This is a genomic window from Fortiea contorta PCC 7126, assembly GCF_000332295.1.
In the GTDB taxonomy this organism is placed as follows: Bacteria; Cyanobacteriota; Cyanobacteriia; order Cyanobacteriales; family Nostocaceae; genus Fortiea; species Fortiea contorta.
Genome location: NZ_KB235930.1, coordinates 1,222,969 through 1,237,221, shown reverse-complemented (window position 1 = coordinate 1,237,221; position 14,253 = coordinate 1,222,969). Strand labels below are relative to the sequence as shown.

Here is a 14,253-nt window from a genome sequence, read left to right as displayed (position 1 = left end):
TCCTCAAATCAGGCTAAATATACAAACCGGGAAATCTCTATGAAATCTAACTTTTTTTGAATATAAGTTACGTAGACATAGTGCGTGCACCTACTATTTGATTACATTCTCAGGCTGAAAAGTAGGGGTATTGCAAAATACGCATTGATACTACACTAAATTATTGGTGTGTATTCATATTAACTACCACAGGATCTGTTCTAGACAATTTCTGCTTATTTACAGTTGAAAAAATATACATACTAATGAATGACATTGCAAAAATCTTTATTGAACCGGAGGAAGTTATTAACTTCCTCAAAAGTGAGATGAATTTGAAGGAAGTATATGAAAATATTTTATTTAAAAAAATCATCCGACAGGTGGCTCAAGAAAGAGGGATTATTTTAACTACAGAAGAGATTGAAGCGGAAGCAAACCGCCAACGCCGAGAACAGCATTTAGAGAAAGCTGCAGATACGCTGGCCTGGTTAGCAGATCAATTGATTTCTGCTGAAGATTGGGAAGAAGGAATACGCGATCGCTTATTATCAAAAAAATTAGCTGAGGCGTTATTCAGTCAAGAAGTAGAAAAGTTTTTTATCCAAAATCGTCTAGCATTTGAGCAAGTTATCCTCTATCAACTTGTGGTGGAGTCGGAAATTTTAGCCCAAGAACTTTACTATCAAATTGAAGAGGGCGAAATCAGTTTCTATGACGCGGCTCATCGCTATGATATTGATAGCGATCGCCGACACAAATGTGGTTACGAAGGGACAATTTACCGTTTTGATTTGCAGTCAAATATTGCCACTATTATATTTAGCGTACCTCCTCAACAGTTGATAGGGCCAATGAAAACTGAGCAAGGCTATCATCTTTTTATAGTTGAAGAGTTAATCCCGGCAATATTAACACGTGAGCGGTATCAGGAAATTATTAATAACATGTTCAAAAATTGGCTAGTTAATGAGCTAAATTATCTCCTGTATTTATCATTACCCAACCAATTTTAAATTAGGTAAGTACTACAAATATTAATATGTTTTATATAATTCACTCTTGCATTCTCTTACCTAAGATAGATGTTTAATTAACACTTTTATTAAATATTAATCTTCAGCCCTAGTTGAAGAATTATCAGTTTAGCTTAACAATCAGTTGATAATTTCTGAATTTCGACCTAATAGAAAACTAACCAAAAGTTAAATTATAATTTTTTTGTCAAGTCAATATCAAGATTTAATGAAGATTTTGTTTCATTTGTAAAAAACCTGGGTTAAATGTAGGAGAATTCTGAAATAAATATCAGTGTATTCAGACATAGGGTGAGGAACTGTCTATTTTTTGCTGAACTTTCTTTTCAATGGTTCTCAGGTTCATCATCATCAACTGAAGATAAGATTGCTAGTATTGGGCTAGTGAAAGTTAATTTATCAATATACCTGACCTTAGTTCTTAGCTTCTACTTGTGAAAAGGGTCTAACCTCTTTTTATTGAAGAACAGACAAATTCAAATATTTAGAGGTTAATCAACGAACCTATATCATAGAGTTCGATAACATCCTCAGAAATTATTGTATCCAGAAGACTCTAAGCAGCTTTTTTATTCCCCTCAAATTGGGTAACTGGTTGCAATTGATATCGGTTTTCGCCAATGTTAAACCTTAAGTATGAAGCTTTTGGGAACAGATGTCATGGAAATATTTGCACACATTTTACAGTTGACGGCAACTGGTAGGAAATATGTCAAACTATTCTAGTCAAGATAGAGTTTTTGAAAACTACGAACTTCAGACAAGCAAGTTTTTAACTCCCTTTCAACGGAAAGCATTGTTAAAAACCTTACAAACTAATTTGCAGCCAGAATATCAGCGACGAATTGAAATTATGCTATTAGCAGATATGGGTAAAACTCAAGCCCAAATCTGTGAGAGCTTGGGTTGTTCACAGGAAATGGCGCGATATTGGATTGGGATAGCTGAAGCTGGTTTAGCGCATAAATGGAACGAGCGCCCAATAGGTAGACCGAAGATTGTCAATCATCAATATATTGAGCGATTGAAAGAATTAGTAAACCATAGTCCGCGTGATTACGGCTACGCATTCGGTTATTGGACAGCGCAATGGTTAAGTAAACATTTGGCGAATGAATTTGGTATTGCAATTAGCGATCGCCATGTTAATCGCTTGCTAAAACAGATGGGACTTTCCACTAAACGCAAAAATTTATCGCCACCAGAAACCGACAATCTCAAGGATACAGCGATTACAATCGGCGACTTAAAATCTAACTCCGAACCGAGTTTTAATTGGTCATTTAATTTGATGCAGACGAATAACTGAAATTGGGTAAATGGGGATAATAGGGGATTAAATATTACCCAATAAATTGAATGCTTAGTATTTGGAGGACAGTAAATGTCATTAGCTTCTTTTGAGCAGCAGTTAGCTCAAAACCTCACCAAAATTTTGGGTGAGTCGCTGTCGAATAAGGAACTTGATAGATGTTTGAAAGCAGCAAAAATCGTTGAACCACCAGTAGCTAAACAGTTTTGGCAAGCGACGACAGCACCGCCAGGAATTTATATAATTTTGGTGGGTAAAGTTAGATTGCTGGATAACTTTCATAACTTAATTACCACCCTGACCCCTGGAGGTTCATTCGGAGAACTCACCTTATTTCCAGAAGCAGAATTGATTCCTTACACTGCGAGAGCTTCTGTAAATTTAAAGCTTTGCTTTTTGCCGCAAGCAGCTTTAGAAGAGGTGATGAGTAATTCTTTAAATATTAGTAATCACCTCAAAAAACGTGCAGAAGTTTGGGATTTGCTACTCGTATGCTGTCAATATTCCCTACTTCCTCACGATAAATCAGTAGAGGAGATATTAAAAGCTTTGTCCCTATTTCAAAGACACACTATAGAAATGGGGAAATTGAGCACAAATCTATCCCAAGATATGAAGCTTTGGCTATTAAGTGGAGGCGAACTAGTACATACTGATGGGCGAATATTAACATCTGGAAATATTTATGCGGTGACGCAGCCGGGAAATTGGCAAGCTACACAACCAACAATTGTTTATAGTTTGAAAAATGCTGATTGGCAAACCGCATTACAACAGTGGCCGCAATTAGCAGGATTAATAGACTTCCAGGAACGCCAAGCTAGAGCGGGGCTGGAGGACGAGCCGTATCGAGTTCCTCAGGTGATGTCGTTTCCACCACCAGAGCCGATAGCGTCGCCAAAGCGTCAGCAACGACGTGCATATTTTCCCAGTCCTAACGTCACCGTAGGGCATTGGTGGGGGCGCTTGACGAGGAGGTATCCGTTTTATGAACAACAGAGCGCCTCGGACTGCGGAGCGGCTTGTTTAGTGATGATTAGTCGCTATTGGGGTAAGCGCTTGAGTGTCAATCGACTGCGGGAACTAGCTAATGTTAACCGCTCTGGGGCGTCGTTGCGCGGTTTGACTGCGGCTGCAGAGGCTATCGGTTTTGTGACTCGTCCCGTGAAAGCTAGCTTAGATAAATTAGCACAACAACCTTTGCCAGCGATCGCTCACTGGGAAGGCAAACACTACATTGTTGTCTATGAAATTACCAAAAAACGAGTAATTGTGGCTGACCCAGCTATTGGTCAACGCACCCTCACCGCTACAGAATTTAAAGAGGGTTGGACGGGTTATGCATTGTTATTGCAACCTACAGCGCTGCTCAAGGAAGCTGAAGGCACAACTACACCATTTTGGCAGTTTTTTGAGTTAGTTAAACCCCATTGGCGGGTGTTATTAGAAGTATTTATTGCTTCTATATTAATTCAAATTTTTGGATTAATTACGCCTTTATTCACTCAGTTACTCTTAGATAGAGTGATTGTTCAAGGAAGTACTTTAACACTAAATACTGTTGGTTTAGGGTTAATAATTTTTGGTTTATTCCGCGTCGTCATTAATGGATTGCGGCAATATTTGCTTGATCACACTGCTAACCGCATCGGGGTAGCGCTGCTGGTGGGTTTTATTAAACATACCTTTCGCTTACCTTTAGCATTTTTTGAGTCGCGTTATGTGGGTGATATTATCTCCCGTGTCCAAGAAAATCAAAAAATTCAACGATTTTTAACTGGAGAGGCACTGTCAATTATTTTAGATTTATTGACAGTGTTTATTTATGCGGGATTAATGTTTTGGTACAGTTCTGCAATGGCGTTATTAAGTTTAGCGATCGTGCCGCCATTTGTATTATTAGCTTTGATTGCTACACCATTTTTACGCCGCATTAGTCGTGAAGTTTTTAATGCTTTAGCGAATGAAAATAGTTATTTAATTCAGAGTTTAACTGGGATTCGCTCGATTCGTTCAATGGCAATTGAACAGACAGTACGTTGGCATTGGGAGGAGTTACTTAACGCTTTGACACAGAAAACTTTTAGTGGGCAAGTAATTAGTAACCAACTGCAAGTTTTTAGTTCTGCTATTGAAACTTTGGTAACTACAGGATTACTGTGGTTTGGGGCATGGCTAGTGATTCAAAACCAACTGACAATTGGGCAATTAGTAGCTTTTAATATGTTGTTGGGTAATGTGATTCGCCCTTTTCAAAGACTGATAGTTTTGTGGAATCAATTCCAAGAAGTGATTATTTCTACTGAGCGAATTAATGATGTTTTAGAAGCAGAACCAGAAGAAGATTTGCAATATCAACCGCGCCAGTTTCTGCCAACACTCCACGGTCAAATTCGCTTCGATCACGTGACTTTTCGTTATCACTCAGAAAGCGATATTAACGTTTTAGAAAACCTCAGTTTTGAAATCAAACCTGAGCAAACTGTTGCTGTTGTAGGACGTAGTGGCTCTGGAAAAACTACCCTCTCTAAACTAATTTTAGGTTTATATCCACCGACTGATGGCAAAGTTTTGATTGACTCCCAAGATGTAACTAGTATTTCTTTGCGATCGCTCCGTTCTCAAATTGGCGTTGTTGATCAAGATACCTTTTTATTTGGTGGGACAATCCGCGAAAACATCAGCATTGCTCACCCGGAAGCCACCCTAGAAGAAATTATCGAAGCAGCGCGTTTAGCTGGAGCAGACGACTTTATTAAACAATTACCAATGGGCTATGAAACCCAGATTGGTGAAGGTGGGGGGATGTTATCTGGTGGACAGCGCCAAAGATTAGCAATCGCCCGCGCTTTGTTAGGAAATCCCCGCTTATTAGTATTTGATGAAGCCACCAGCCACCTTGATCCAGAATCAGAGCGGATTATTCAAAACAACCTCAAAAAAATTCTCCAAGGACGCACAAGTGTGATCATTGCTCATCGTCTTTCTACTGTGCGAAATGCAGACCTAATTTTAGTATTAGACCGCGGCTTATTAGTTGAAAGCGGTACTCATGAGCAATTAATTAACAAAAAGGGGCATTATTTTTATCTCAATCAACAACAATTAGCACCAGCAGGTTGAGTTTTTAAAAGTGAAAAAATGGGGAATCTCAAGAATAACTTACCATTCCCCATGACGCCACAAAATGCCGACGCCAAGCGACAGGATTCTTATACCCAATTCCTTATTTCCTCATAACTATGCCTAACCCAGCGCACAATTTATCATCAGTAATAGCCAAACCTGTAACTGATGAATCTAAAGGTGTTATTAATCATCAACAATCAGCAGCAGAAACTCAAGATTGGTATTACGGAACCGAGGAACTTTTAGACGCTTTACCGAGAGCTTGGACACGTTCTATGCTGTATTTATTAGTTAGCTTTGCTTTCGTTATTTTGCCTTGGTTAATGTTAACTAAAGTTGATGAAACAGGTAGCGCCAGGGGGCGAATAGAACCCAAAGGAGCGACGCAAAAATTAGATAGTGTGGTTAATGGAAGTGTTACCACTGTTAACGTTGCAGAAGGTGCAACAGTGAAAGTCGGGCAAGTTTTAGTAGAAATGGATTCTGGTGTGTTGCAGACAGAGTTGCAAGAGACACAAAAAAAATTAGAAGGTTTATTAAATCGGCGCGGACAACTGGATTTACTCAAAAATCAACTGAAGTTAGCGATTAATATTCAAGCCCAACAAAATCAATCCCAAGAATTAGAAAAAATCGCCCAAGTCAATCAAGCTCAACAAAATTTGGATGCTAGACAAAGCTCATATAACTTACAAAAATTGGAAAAGTTAGCTTTAGTTGCACAAGCGAAACAGAATATCAATTCTAGTGCAATTTATCAGAAGTTGGCTAATAGTCGTTTGAGTAGAGATTTTGCAGAAGTTAGACGTTATCAACAACTTTGGGAAGTGGGCGCAATTCCTCAAATCAAAGTTGTGGAATTAGAAAAAACAGCAGAAGAAAGTCAGCGTTTACAAGAGCAAGCGAAAGCAGCTAGCAAACAAGCCCAGCTACGGTTACAAGAGGAATCGAGCCGCTATCAAGCAGTATTAAGTCAAGCGCAAGCGGATATTCAGCAAGCAAAACTCCGCTTACAAGAACAGCAAAGCAGTTATCAAAGTACAGTCCAAGGAGGTAGGTTAGCGGTGTTGAAAAGTGAGGAACAATATAAAGATTTGCAAACACAAATTACCTCTTTGCAATCAGAAATTGGTCAAACTGGTAGCCAGATAACATCGCTAAAGATTCAGCTACAACAGAGAATAGTCAGATCGCCTGTTGATGGTACAATTTTTGAGTTACCGATTAAAAAGCCAGGCTCAGTAGTCCAATTAGGGCAAACAATTGCTCAAATTGCTCCTAAGAATTCTGTTTTAATTCTGAAAGCACAAATGCCCAGTCAACAAAGTGGTTTTTTGAAACTGGGAATGCCTGTAAAAATTAAATTTGATGCCTATCCTTTTCAAGATTATGGAGTGATAGCAGGGCGAATTAGTTGGATTTCACCTGACTCGAAAATTCAAGAACGTAATCAAGGTGCAGTAGAGAGTTTTGAGCTAGAAATAGCTTTAGATCAAGCTTATATGCAGGCTGGTAAAAATCGTATTCCTTTAACTCCAGGTCAAACAGCAACAGCAGAGGTAATTATCCGTCAACGGCGAGTAATTGACTTTATTATTGACCCCTTTAAAAAATTGCAAAAAGGTGGTTTGGAACTTTAGTATGGGGACGATACTAATGGAATTTGGAATTAGTTTTTCACAATACTTTGAGCCATTGTGGTATTTTTTACTAGTAGAAATAGGCAGGATTTTTGTACATCGATTTTACCTATACATTTCCTGAATGCACTATCAGGAAATTATTAAAACTACCACCAGATAGAGACGTTATCAGTCGCGGCAGATAAATATGAAATAGATGCAACTAATTTTTTCCAGCGAATCTTAAAATCCCAAATATTAACTGATTTGAACGTCAGAGGATTTAGATTATGTCAAAAGTTTTACATATCTCTATTGAAGACATTCTTTATCATATCAAATTATCTGGACAAATTCCTAGTGTATTGGAAGCGATCGCTAATCGCAAAATTATTGCTGATGCTACGGAAAAAGCAGGAATTAAAATTACAATTGAAGAACTACAACAAGCAGCAGATAGTCTCCGTCTCGTCCATAAACTAATCAAAGCCGAGGATACTTGGGCTTGGTTAGAAAAGCATTATCTCACCTTAGATGATTTTGAAGAAATCGCCGAGAGCAACATACTATCTGTGAAGTTAGCTAACCATTTATTCGCCGATAAAGTGGAACCATTTTTCTATGCTCATCAATTAGATTACATGGGAGCAGTAACCTATGAAGTAATTCTCGATGATGAAGATTTGGCTTTAGAATTATTTTATGCTCTACAAGAAGGGGAAATTAGTTTTCAAGAAATTGCTCGACAATATATCCAAAACCCAGAAATTCGCCGCGCTGGCGGATATCAGGGAATTAAAAACCGTACAGATTTTAGACCAGAGATTGCAGGGGTAATATTTGCTGCTACACCCCCAGAGATTCTTAAACCTATAATCACACCACAAGGGGTGCATATAATCGCTGTAGAAGAAATACTTAAACCACAATTAGATGAGCAATTACGCAGCACAATTATGGGAGATTTTTTTACAAATTGGTTAAAGCAGCAGGCTGTAGATATGGAAATTTTGGTGCAGTTTACTCAAGGGAATAAATCTGAGTCATCATCAGACATATTAAGTTCAGAAACCAGCGTGACACATTGAAAAAGTGTCGCTATAAATTTACTTTTTTTCGGGCGTTTAATCGATGCAGATAAATAAAAAATGAATTGTTCGTCAGTTAGCTATATTTGTATGGCTCTACTGCAAATCTAGCTATTAAATTCATTATGCCAATTCTTTAACCACATTTGAAATAACACATCGATAATTTTTACTCTGGTTGAGTGATTAAATTCTGCTGGAAACCATTTCTCAATTTTAATAACATGATATCCTAGCTGGGTTTGAATGGGGCCAATAACTTCTCCTGCTGCTGCATGAACAATATTTTCAGCAATTTGTGGACTGAGTTCTAGCAGATAGTGAATTCCTAAAAAACCGCCATTTTTTGTTGATAACTCATGCTGAGAATATTCTAATGCCAAAGCGCAGAAAGTAGTACTTGCCTGTTTTAATTTCATGATAATTTCTTGAGCAGTTGCCAATTCAAAAACTAAAATTTCTGAAAGTGCTACTTTTCTATAATTATTATTGTGAGCTATATAAGTACGGTCTACAGATGCACCAAATAGATATTCTTTGAGCTTTTTTTCTAATAAAACAACTCTCATTCCTTGCGACCATTCTGTTGCTTGAATGCGTTGTTGTTCCAGCCAAATTAAAGTTTCTACAGTCCCAAATAACTGATGTTCCCGACGGAAAGCATCGCCTGTAGCTTGCCATTCTTCGTCAGATGCGGTGATTCCTAATTCTTCACACATGGTAAGAATCAGAATATCCCGTTCAGCTAGAGCCGCAATTTCTGCAAATTTTGCTGAACGGCGCAGATATGCAATCACTTCGACTTCGTTCGCTGGCGGAACTTGCATCAAGAGTAATTTTTCTTTATGTGTTTGCTCTTGATTGACAAAAAACTTTAGTGGTAAATTCCGTTTTAATTGCTCTTTCATAGCTGTTGAAGAATAGGCAGGCTATTTTTAACTGCATAGATACATATTCATATCATATGCATATATAGTTTTTGATTACATGTCAGATATTGCGATAAATCTATTAATTTTTTAGGTAAATTTTTATTTTAAAATACACGTTGTATCCCTAAAAATACAAAAATTTGTATTTTTACAAAGGATTTTTTATTTGCATATAAGAAGCAAAGAAATCACAGATAAACTCATTTACGTTTATCTGTGATGTGATGCAAAATATTTGCAGGGAGTTAGTTTGCTCCGTGGTTAGTATTATTTATTTGCATCCATTCTGATTTTATTTCTACAAACTCCACATTTTTATTGTTATGGTTCTTGCCCAGCAAGCAATTATTTTTGAGTAACCTGATGTATGTGCGGTAGGGTATATATTTAATGGGATTATATCCTACAAAATGCAGAAATAAAACACAAGCCCAGGAGTATTTACCAGCGAGTACAGCTTTGATAATCTGTTCTACCTGTTCAGTTTGAATGATTTTATTAGTGGGTTGATTTGACTCGATATTTTCTGGATTCATAGCATTATTTACCTCACTGCTCGTTTGGGATTCTCTAATTCAAAGGAGTGTAAATATCTTCTGAATTAGGATTCAGATAAGGACGCTGCAATGTAATTCCTTGTGATGCAAAATTTTGCAAAATCGCTGCTATCCGTTCATCTGGCGTATTATTTCCTTGTTGCCAAGCCATGATTAGACCATCTGCAACAATTTGACAACGGTGTGTCCCAAAACTTTCTTGCTCGTTAAATTTGGTGTCTGGTTCTTCAGCGATCGCTAACCCGGGTGCGATAAGCTTGGTAAATAGGGGTACTTGTTCCTGAAAATGCGCTCGATGTTCTGCATATATTAATCCTAGAACAGGGTGAACCAATTCATAGTCATTTTTTTCAAAATAAAGCACCGCCGAGTCATAACGTCCGTAGTCGGAGGGATTGTATAGCGCTTTAAAGGTAAATGCAATGGGTATGGCATTGAGATGTGTAGTTAAACTATCCATGACTGCAACTGCACCTTCTGGAACTAAGTTAAAGTAGACGCGCACCAGCTTTTGACGTTGTTGCGACATACCTGCATCAGCCACAGCCATATAAAAACCGTTTTGTACTAAATTTTTAGGCAGTTTGATAGCAACAAACTTCCCCCCAGAAGTAGAGAGCAAGTTATCCTCATTTTGTTCAACATGTAGAGTTAAACCATCCCGCTGCACTGATAAAGTTCCGTCTGTCTCTTTGTTTACAACTTCCCAGCCATAACTCCAATAGCCTTTACCTCTGTTATTTTCGTGCAGGCGATCGTAAAAAACTAGGTTAACACCAAAAAATGTATTGTTTTCTAGATTTTGATTTAAACCTAAATTCGGTGTCTCTGCGTTATCTGTCAGTGTGGGTTTCATCCCACCGTTGTAATAGATGCTGTAGAGCAAACTACGTAGTCGCAAACTCAAATATTTATTTTGTAAATCTGGAGATAATTTTTGAAAGCGAGAAACTACCGACTCTTGTAATTCCGCAATCTGATAATCTGGATGTTTAATGCCATAGTAAGACTCAATTTCCACCTTATGAACGATGTCCTGCAAAGATATCAGCAATGACTCTGGCAGGTTTGACATTTGAACGTGGAGAGAATTTAGTAGTTGCATAGAAATTTGTGCGTGTGAATGATGTGAAATGGAGAGTGGGGAATAGGGAATAGCTAGGATTTTTTGCTAATTGTTGTAGTGGTGGCGTTGCTGGTTGAAAATCCTAGCTCATTGGTATAACCTAACCTCTAGCTCCTATTTGTGCAGGGTAGAAGTCTGATGATTCTAAACCAATAATTGTTTGTATAGATGCGTCTGGACGACACAACAAACTTTTAGCGACTTGCAACATACAAACACCTGCATTCCCAAAGGTTTTTTCGTATTGGAGTTGGGATTGGATGGCTGTGAGTAGAGCTAAACCAGCAAATTGCATCACCCTTTCTAAGAAATCTGGACGATGTTCTAAAATTTCCGGAAAATGAGCGAGATAAGCAGTTACCAATTCTCTAATTGAAGGCTGCAAAACATACAAAGGGACGGTTGCTAGACGTAAAGATTCTTCAATGGCCATTGATTGACCTGTTACCAAACTGTGTAGCCAAATTTGTAGATAGCTGGCGATGATTGTTCCTAAATCATTTGCAGGATCGCCCCAATTGCTACGTTCCCAGTCAATGAGACGCACAATATTTTCATCAGTTGCGTCTTCCCAATTGAGTGACACGAGAATATTATTTAATTTCAGGTCATTATGGGTGACACAGCTAGGAATGAAGCTATCGATTAATTGAGCGATCGCCTGACCCAAACTATCATAACGTTGATATAAGGTAAAAAATCTCAGTCCATCAGCAGGAACTTTACCAAAAATTTCTGGAGTCAGCTTATTTAATCCACGGTTTGGATGATGAATCTTTTGGTTAGATGTATTGTCTGTAGTAGGCTGAAAATACTCTCGATACTCTTCATTGTTACTTGTGATGCGATGAATTAATGCTAAAGTACTTCCAACTGCCCTAGCAATGTTGATGGGGAAAAAATTTAAATTTTCCTTACCGTAAAAATCCATCAAATCTCGATAATTATCAAGATAATTGAAAATAATGATCGAATTTTCCCAATTAAAATGTACTGCTTCTGATAAATAAGCAGGAATGTGACTAAGTTCTGGAAATTTTTGCACAAAATCATGGATACGCCATTCTAGCAAAAACTCACCATTCGTTTTTGCTTCCAAGTTATGACGCTCTTGTTTAACTAGCAATTTCCTGCCTTGTGGAAAGGTAACTAATAAATTAAAGTTCTTAGCAGGTTTTAGTTCAACTTTGCTCAATGACTGCTCATCAGGAGTACACAATTTTAAAGAAATCAGGTACTCAAATATATTTTGAGAATTGAGGATAAATGGTGTCATAGTTTCAAGTTGTATTACAACATCAATAACTATTTTGTATTACAAAAAATTGGGATATAGCTCCTAGAGGCAAGCAATTATCATGGATCTTCTACATTGGCTTAATTGCTATGCTGCGCTCCTCATAGAGCTATTGAGTTATACCTAAATTCATCCAGCTATTGCTCGTTAATTTGTAGAGTGTATTACTAATACTATATAACTTAACTATCTCTACAATAGCTTCAAGAGCAAAAGCATAAATAGCAAACTCATATCCCTTGACAACGGGTAAAAAAATCGCAGTTATGCCCTGAGAGTAACCATAACTAGTGGTATATGATATGTCAACATATTGACCACCGTAAACTTCATCTAGATGGTTCAATTCAGTGAGGTAGCTTTCAGAATTTTTGAACAATTCTATGCCAGTTGTATGTAATTCATGAACAGCAATAGAAGCCATAATCAACTCCTACCTCAAACAATTATTGCGTGAATGCATTTAGTAGGCGATTAAGCAAAATATTTGAAAATTGCTTAATCGCTGATGGTGCTACGACATCAAAGCTTTTAAATTAGCTTTGGATTTAAACAGCCTGTGATGAAAATTATTTGGCTGCAGGTTGACTGAAGGACTTAATGATAGCTGCAATTGCATCAATACCTAAAGTGTAAATACCGAACTCATATCCCTTTTCAATTAAACTGAAAACTGTGGCTGTTACCCCATTATATTCACTATTTGCAGCAGGATCTGTACCACCATGAACCGCATCCAAGTTGTTCAATTCAGTGAGGTAGCTTTCAGAATCTTGAAATAATTCTACGCCAGTTGTATGTAATTCGTTAACAGTAATTGAAGCCATGATCAAAACCTCGATTCGTTAGTTGCATGAGTAGAAAATGCAGGCGATTAAGCAGGAAATATTGAAATTGCTTAATCGCTGATGCAATCAGTACGCTAGAGTTATCTAGCGCGGTTAGTATTCAATCCTGATGGATGAAAATTATTAGACAGCTCCACTATATCCTCCGCCGTAGCTGAAGGATTTAACCAGCTTTGAAATACCTTCAATACCTACAGTGTAGACACCAAATTCATATCCCTTGGTGACTAGACCTAAGATTGTAGCTGTAGCACCAGCGCTAGCGGTAGCACCAGCATCTATACCACCATGAACCGCATCCAAGTTGTTCAATTCAGTGAGGTAGCTTTCGGAATCTTGGAATAATTCTGCACCAGTTGCACGTAATTCGTTAACTGCAATAAAAGCCATAATCAACTCCTAAAATCATTGTTGCATGAGTAGAAAATGCAGGCGATTAAGCAGGAAATATTCACATTGCTTAATCGCTGATGCAATCAGTATGCTAGAGTTATCTAGCGCGGTTAGTATTCAATCCTGATGGATGAAAATTATTAGACAGCTCCACTATATCCTCCGCCATTGCTGAAGGATTTAACCAAGTGTGCAATACCTTCAATACCTACAGTGTAGACACCAAATTCATATCCCTTGGTGACTAGACCTAAGATTGTAGCTGTAGCACCAGCGCTAGCGGTAGCACCAGCATCTATACCACCATGAACCGCATCCAAGTTGTTCAATTCAGTGAGGTAGCTTTCGGAATCTTGGAATAATTCTGCACCAGTTGCACGTAATTCGTTAACTGCAATAAAAGCCATAATCAACTCCTAAAATCATTGTTGCATGAGTAGAAAATGCAGGCGATTAAGCAGGAAATATTCACATTGCTTAATCGCTGATGCAATCAGTATGCTAGAGTTATCTAGCGCGGTTAGTATTCAATCCTGATGGATGGAAATTATTAGACAGCTCCACTATATCCTCCGCCGTAGCTGAAGGATTTAACCAGCTTTGAAATACCTTCAATACCTACAGTGTAGACACCAAATTCATATCCCTTGGTGACTAGACCTAAGATTGTAGCTGTAGCACCAACGCTAGCGCTAGCATTTGTACCACCATGAATAGCATCCAGGGTGTTCAATTCAGTGAGGTAGCTTTCAGAGTCTTGGAATAATTCTGCACCAGTTGCACGTAATTCGTTAATTGCAATAAAAGCCATAATCAACTCCTAAAATCATTGTTGCGTGAGTAGGAAATGCAGGTGATTAAGCAGGAAATATTGAAATTGCTTAATCGCTGATGCAATCAGTATGCTAGAGTTATTTAGCGCGGTTAGTATTC

The 14,253-nt window shown here is 37.9% G+C and carries 14 protein-coding genes; 5 read left to right on the top strand and 9 right to left on the bottom strand.

What is annotated here, in order from left to right:
* Positions 1–245 precede the first annotated feature (245 nt).
* From MIC7126_RS0105970 to MIC7126_RS0105950, 5 genes are all read left to right on the top strand, one after another.
* Complete coding sequence (locus MIC7126_RS0105970; protein ID WP_017652220.1) at positions 246–995, top strand: peptidylprolyl isomerase; 750 nt, start codon at positions 246–248, stop codon at positions 993–995.
* Positions 996–1,725: 730 nt separating this feature from the next.
* The gene (locus MIC7126_RS0105965) at positions 1,726–2,325 is read left to right on the top strand and encodes a helix-turn-helix domain-containing protein (protein WP_017652219.1); all 600 of its coding nucleotides are present in this window, start codon (positions 1,726–1,728) and stop codon (positions 2,323–2,325) included.
* A 75-nt stretch (positions 2,326–2,400) separates the two neighbouring features.
* A complete protein-coding gene (locus MIC7126_RS0105960) occupies positions 2,401–5,451 on the top strand; it encodes an ABC transporter transmembrane domain-containing protein (protein WP_017652218.1) in 3,051 nt (1,016 codons plus the stop codon).
* Positions 5,452–5,570: 119 nt separating this feature from the next.
* A complete protein-coding gene (locus MIC7126_RS0105955) occupies positions 5,571–7,097 on the top strand; it encodes a beta-barrel domain-containing protein (protein WP_017652217.1) in 1,527 nt (508 codons plus the stop codon).
* A 272-nt stretch (positions 7,098–7,369) separates the two neighbouring features.
* Positions 7,370–8,167: a peptidylprolyl isomerase gene (locus tag MIC7126_RS0105950; protein ID WP_017652216.1), complete on the top strand. Its 798-nt coding sequence runs from the start codon at positions 7,370–7,372 to the stop codon at positions 8,165–8,167.
* Positions 8,168–8,274: 107 nt separating this feature from the next.
* Here MIC7126_RS0105950 and MIC7126_RS0105945 read toward each other — a convergent pair whose 3' ends face one another.
* The 9 genes from MIC7126_RS0105945 to MIC7126_RS0105905 form a co-directional block, all read right to left on the bottom strand.
* Entirely contained in the window at positions 8,275–9,075 is an 801-nt protein-coding gene (locus MIC7126_RS0105945; protein WP_017652215.1) for a peptidylprolyl isomerase, read from the bottom strand.
* 269 nt (positions 9,076–9,344) lie between these two features.
* Positions 9,345–9,635, bottom strand: coding sequence for a HetP family heterocyst commitment protein (locus tag MIC7126_RS0105940; RefSeq protein WP_017652214.1), 291 nt, complete (start codon positions 9,633–9,635; stop codon positions 9,345–9,347).
* 34 nt (positions 9,636–9,669) lie between these two features.
* Entirely contained in the window at positions 9,670–10,761 is a 1,092-nt protein-coding gene (locus MIC7126_RS0105935) for a T3SS effector HopA1 family protein (protein ID WP_026100063.1), read from the bottom strand.
* A gap of 121 nt (positions 10,762–10,882) precedes the next feature.
* The gene (locus MIC7126_RS0105930) at positions 10,883–12,058 is read right to left on the bottom strand and encodes a phosphotransferase family protein (RefSeq protein WP_017652212.1); all 1,176 of its coding nucleotides are present in this window, start codon (positions 12,056–12,058) and stop codon (positions 10,883–10,885) included.
* Between the two features lie 130 nt (positions 12,059–12,188).
* On the bottom strand, positions 12,189–12,503 hold the full coding sequence (locus MIC7126_RS27130) for a hypothetical protein (RefSeq protein ID WP_017652211.1): 315 nt from the start codon (positions 12,501–12,503) through the stop codon (positions 12,189–12,191).
* 145 nt (positions 12,504–12,648) lie between these two features.
* Positions 12,649–12,906 carry a hypothetical protein gene (locus MIC7126_RS0105920; RefSeq protein WP_017652210.1) on the bottom strand — a complete coding sequence of 86 codons (258 nt, stop codon included), beginning with the start codon at positions 12,904–12,906 and terminating at the stop codon, positions 12,649–12,651.
* Between the two features lie 144 nt (positions 12,907–13,050).
* Entirely contained in the window at positions 13,051–13,317 is a 267-nt protein-coding gene (locus MIC7126_RS0105915) for a hypothetical protein (RefSeq protein ID WP_017652209.1), read from the bottom strand.
* Positions 13,318–13,460: 143 nt separating this feature from the next.
* Positions 13,461–13,727: a hypothetical protein gene (locus MIC7126_RS0105910; protein ID WP_017652208.1), complete on the bottom strand. Its 267-nt coding sequence runs from the start codon at positions 13,725–13,727 to the stop codon at positions 13,461–13,463.
* Between the two features lie 143 nt (positions 13,728–13,870).
* Complete coding sequence (locus tag MIC7126_RS0105905; protein ID WP_017652207.1) at positions 13,871–14,131, bottom strand: hypothetical protein; 261 nt, start codon at positions 14,129–14,131, stop codon at positions 13,871–13,873.
* Between the last annotated feature and the right edge of the window lie 122 nt (positions 14,132–14,253).

Bases quoted from the DNA above. Each gene is read 5' to 3' on its own strand.
- MIC7126_RS0105970 (WP_017652220.1), top strand. From the start codon at position 246: ATGAATGACATTGCAAAAATCTTTATTGAACCGGAGGAAGTTATTAAC.
- MIC7126_RS0105965 (WP_017652219.1), top strand. From the start codon at position 1,726: ATGTCAAACTATTCTAGTCAAGATAGAGTTTTTGAAAACTACGAACTT.
- MIC7126_RS0105960 (WP_017652218.1), top strand. From the start codon at position 2,401: ATGTCATTAGCTTCTTTTGAGCAGCAGTTAGCTCAAAACCTCACCAAA.
- MIC7126_RS0105955 (WP_017652217.1), top strand. From the start codon at position 5,571: ATGCCTAACCCAGCGCACAATTTATCATCAGTAATAGCCAAACCTGTA.
- MIC7126_RS0105950 (WP_017652216.1), top strand. From the start codon at position 7,370: ATGTCAAAAGTTTTACATATCTCTATTGAAGACATTCTTTATCATATC.
- MIC7126_RS0105945 (WP_017652215.1), bottom strand. From the start codon at position 9,075: ATGAAAGAGCAATTAAAACGGAATTTACCACTAAAGTTTTTTGTCAAT.
- MIC7126_RS0105940 (WP_017652214.1), bottom strand. From the start codon at position 9,635: ATGAATCCAGAAAATATCGAGTCAAATCAACCCACTAATAAAATCATT.
- MIC7126_RS0105935 (WP_026100063.1), bottom strand. From the start codon at position 10,761: ATGCAACTACTAAATTCTCTCCACGTTCAAATGTCAAACCTGCCAGAG.
- MIC7126_RS0105930 (WP_017652212.1), bottom strand. From the start codon at position 12,058: ATGACACCATTTATCCTCAATTCTCAAAATATATTTGAGTACCTGATT.
- MIC7126_RS27130 (WP_017652211.1), bottom strand. From the start codon at position 12,503: ATGGCTTCTATTGCTGTTCATGAATTACATACAACTGGCATAGAATTG.
- MIC7126_RS0105920 (WP_017652210.1), bottom strand. From the start codon at position 12,906: ATGGCTTCAATTACTGTTAACGAATTACATACAACTGGCGTAGAATTA.
- MIC7126_RS0105915 (WP_017652209.1), bottom strand. From the start codon at position 13,317: ATGGCTTTTATTGCAGTTAACGAATTACGTGCAACTGGTGCAGAATTA.
- MIC7126_RS0105910 (WP_017652208.1), bottom strand. From the start codon at position 13,727: ATGGCTTTTATTGCAGTTAACGAATTACGTGCAACTGGTGCAGAATTA.
- MIC7126_RS0105905 (WP_017652207.1), bottom strand. From the start codon at position 14,131: ATGGCTTTTATTGCAATTAACGAATTACGTGCAACTGGTGCAGAATTA.